Source organism: Sphingomonas sp. CCH9-E2, from assembly GCF_001557215.1.
Classification (GTDB): domain Bacteria; phylum Pseudomonadota; class Alphaproteobacteria; order Sphingomonadales; family Sphingomonadaceae; genus Sphingomonas.
On sequence record NZ_LSJM01000093.1, the window covers coordinates 1 to 3,223 of the forward strand.

The following is a 3,223-nucleotide window of genomic DNA, read 5'->3' on the forward strand; positions in this document are numbered from 1 at the left end:
GGGCAGGGGGAGCGCACTGCCTTTCGGCGCAAGGCCGATTATGGCCATTATCTCGATCGGCTCGCCAAGTTCCCGGAAACGAACGATGTTTTGATCGACATCACGGCGCAGGCGGTGAAGGGCGGCTATATCCAGCCCTGTGTCAGCCTGGTGGGGTTCGAACAGACGATCACCGGCGTGATCCAACAGGATGCGAACAAGTCGCGCTTTTACGCGCCATTCACCCGTAAACGCCCTGTCGATGCCACAGAGGCAGAGTGGACAGCGTTGCAGGAACGCGCGCGCAAGATGGTGATCGAGGTGATCAACCCGGCCTATGCCAAGGCGGCGGCGTTCTACCGCACCAGCTATGCCCCCAAATGCGCCAAGGCGGTCGGCGTGTCGGCGCAGCCAGATGGCGCGCGATACTATGCCTTCCGCATCCGCCAGCTGACCACGACCGACCTATCGGCGGAGCAGATCCACAAGATCGGGCTGGACGAGGTCGCCCGCATCCGCTCCGAGATGGCGGCGGTGGCGAAGAAGGCGGGCTTCGCGACGCGCGAGGCGTTCGTCGCCGAGCTGCGCACCAACCCCAAATATTACGCCAAAACGTCCGAGGAGCTGATGGCCGCCGCCGCGGTGCAGGCCAAGGACATCGACGGCAAGATGCCGGGCTTCTTCAACCGCATGGCGCGGCTGCCCTATGGTCTCAAGCGCATCCCGGCGGAGACGGCGGAGGGGACGACCACCGCCTATTACGGTCCGGGCAATCCCGAGCTGGGGCTGGCGGGGCATTATTACGTCAACACCTCGAAGCTCGACCAGCGCCCGCTCTATGAGCTGCCCGCGCTGACCGCGCATGAAGCGGTGCCGGGGCACCACCACCAGATCGCGCTGCAGCAGGAACTGGAGACGTCGAAATTTCGCCGCTACCTCGCCAATTTCACCGCCTTTACGGAAGGCTGGGGCCTCTATTCCGAGCGGATCGGGATCGAGATGGGGATTTACGACACGCCCGAAAAGGAAATGGGGCGGCTGTCTTACGAGATGTGGCGCGCCTGTCGGCTGGTGGTCGACACCGGCATCCATGCCAAGGGCTGGACCAAGGAACAGGCGGTCCAGTTCATGCTCGACAACACCGCGCTGTCGGCGGCGAATATCGATGCCGAGGTGAACCGCTATATCAGCTGGCCGGGGCAGGCGCTGGGCTACAAGCTGGGCGAGATCAAGATCCGCGAACTGCGCGCGCGGGCGGAGAAGGCGCTGGGGGTCGAGTTCGACGTCAAGCGCTTCCACGACGCGGTGCTGGAGCAAGGCGCGGTGCCGCTGGATGTGCTGGATGCGCAGATCGACGCGTTCATCGCGGCGGAGAAGGCGCGGGTCGGCAAGGCGGGGTGAAGGTCCGGCAAACGCTTCCTTAACCCTGGCCTGTCATCCCTTTGCCCCAAATCCCGCAGCCTGTGCGGGGATGCGGAGCGTGATGATGAGCCGTCGGGCCAATGGTTTTGCCGTCCTGCTGATGCCGCTGGCGCTTGCCGCCTGTGGCGGGGGCGAGGCGGGCAATGTCGATGCGCTCGACAATGAGATTGGCGGCAATTCGACCGATCCGGCGCTGATGGGCGCGCTGCAGGACCAGATCATGGTCGATCCGCAGCTCGCCCAGCAATCGAACAAGGACGCGATCCGCCCGCCGGGCCAGCCCTATTCCGCGCCGATCCCGTCGGACACCGTCGCCGCAGCCAAGGCCGCGATGCCGGCCGAGGGTGAATTGCTCAAGGCCCCGGCTCCGGTCGAGGGCAAGTGCGACGCGTGCGATGCGCAGGACAAGTCGGTGACGCTGGGCGGCCTCGCGGCAGGCCAGAAGGACCGCCGCACCGCCGACTGCGCGGCGAAGCTGAGCTACTCCGCCAGCTGGGCCGCCCGCCTCCCCGCCGACATGCCGCTGCATCCGCAGGCCCGCGTGACCGAGGCAGCGGGCGCCGAAGGCGGCCAATGCGGCCTGCGCGTCGTCAGCTTCTCGACCCCGCAACCGCTGCAGACGATGATCGACTGGTATTACACCCGCGCCGTCCGTGGCGGCTATTCGGCCGAACATCAGCTGAAGGACGGCCAGCATGTGCTGGGCGGCACGCGCGCGAAGGACGATGCCGCATATGTCGTGTTCCTGTCCGCGCGCGGCGACGGCGGGACGGAGATCGATCTGATCGCGAACAGGGGCAATTAGGCAAATCGGTCCGTCGGGAGACGACCCCGTTGCGGACGTAGAAGCGTCAGGTCTGCAAGGCTTGGAGAGTTGCTGCGGCGGCGGCCCGCACACGGCTCATTAGCGGGTCAGCAATGATGTCTTGCGGAGCTCTGCCGGAGTCTATCCGGCGCAGCAACGTTCCGATCAAAACGAGTTGGCTATCGATTTGCTCGCCAAGCCCGGTTGAGTTTCTTTCTAAGGCATAGCCAAGACCGCTGTCGTCGAAAAGAATGCACTGCACTTCGACGAACGACGAGACTTCCTTTCCAGCGCTGCCATCCGAGAGCCATAGCCGGACCTGCTCACGTTCGTCAGACAGCTCTTCAAGCGCCCATCGCACATGCTCGATATTCACATTCGCGGCCATGCTGTGAGTGTGCCCAAACAGGCTGGATACAGCAATGTCCGCTTCCCACCCAATGCGGCTATTGATGCTCCGGCGACCTACGCCGCCTCCAGCAATCTTCCGGCCTGCGCCCTCGCCTCATCCGTCACCTGCGCGCCCGACAGCATTCGCGCAATTTCCTCCCGCCGCTCGTCTTCGCTGAGCTGGCGCACGCCGGTGCGGGTGACGGTGCCGTCGTGGCTCTTGGCGATCAGCAGGTGTGCCGCGCCGCGGGCTGCGACCTGAGGGCTGTGGGTGACGACGAGCAATTGTGCGCCAGTCGAGAGGCGCGCGAGGCGTTCGCCGATCGCGCTGGCGACGGCGCCGCCGACGCCGCGGTCGATTTCGTCGAAGATCAGCGTGCGTGCGCCACCTTCCTCCGCCAGCGCCACCTTGAGCGCGAGGATGAAGCGCGACAGCTCGCCGCCTGACGCGATCTTGATCAGCGGCGCGAAGGGGGCGCCGGGGTTGGTCGAAACCTCGAACTCCACGCGGTCGCGGCCCGATGCCGACCATAAATCGCGCGGCAGCGGTTCGACGGTGGTGCGGAAGCGGGCGGCGTCGAGCTTGAGCGGAGCGAGCTCGGCGGCGACCGCCGCATCGAGCCGCGC

3 protein-coding genes and 1 pseudogene are annotated in these 3,223 nt (G+C 65.7%); 2 read left to right on the plus strand and 2 right to left on the minus strand.

The window, feature by feature from the left end:
* Positions 1-1,380, plus strand: a 1,380-nt coding sequence (locus tag AX681_RS05010; protein WP_066681913.1) for a DUF885 domain-containing protein, incomplete at its 5' end; no start/stop codon positions are given.
* Between the two features lie 85 nt (positions 1,381-1,465).
* Entirely contained in the window at positions 1,466-2,206 is a 741-nt protein-coding gene (locus AX681_RS05015; protein WP_231733680.1) for a hypothetical protein, read from the plus strand.
* Positions 2,207-2,252: 46 nt separating this feature from the next.
* Here the strand turns inward: AX681_RS05015 and AX681_RS05020 are convergent, their stop codons facing one another.
* Both AX681_RS05020 and AX681_RS05025 read right to left on the minus strand, forming a co-directional pair.
* A complete protein-coding gene (locus AX681_RS05020; RefSeq protein WP_066658264.1) occupies positions 2,253-2,594 on the minus strand; it encodes a hypothetical protein in 342 nt (113 codons plus the stop codon).
* 77 nt (positions 2,595-2,671) lie between these two features.
* Positions 2,672-3,223 (minus strand): annotated as a pseudogene (locus AX681_RS05025) (DNA repair protein RecN); the annotation flags it as partial.

What these genes read in the sequence shown, in the direction of transcription:
- AX681_RS05015 (WP_231733680.1), top strand. Translation starts at nt 1,466, where the DNA reads ATGAGCCGTCGGGCCAATGGTTTTGCCGTCCTGCTGATGCCGCTGGCG.
- AX681_RS05020 (WP_066658264.1), bottom strand. Translation starts at nt 2,594, where the DNA reads ATGGCCGCGAATGTGAATATCGAGCATGTGCGATGGGCGCTTGAAGAG.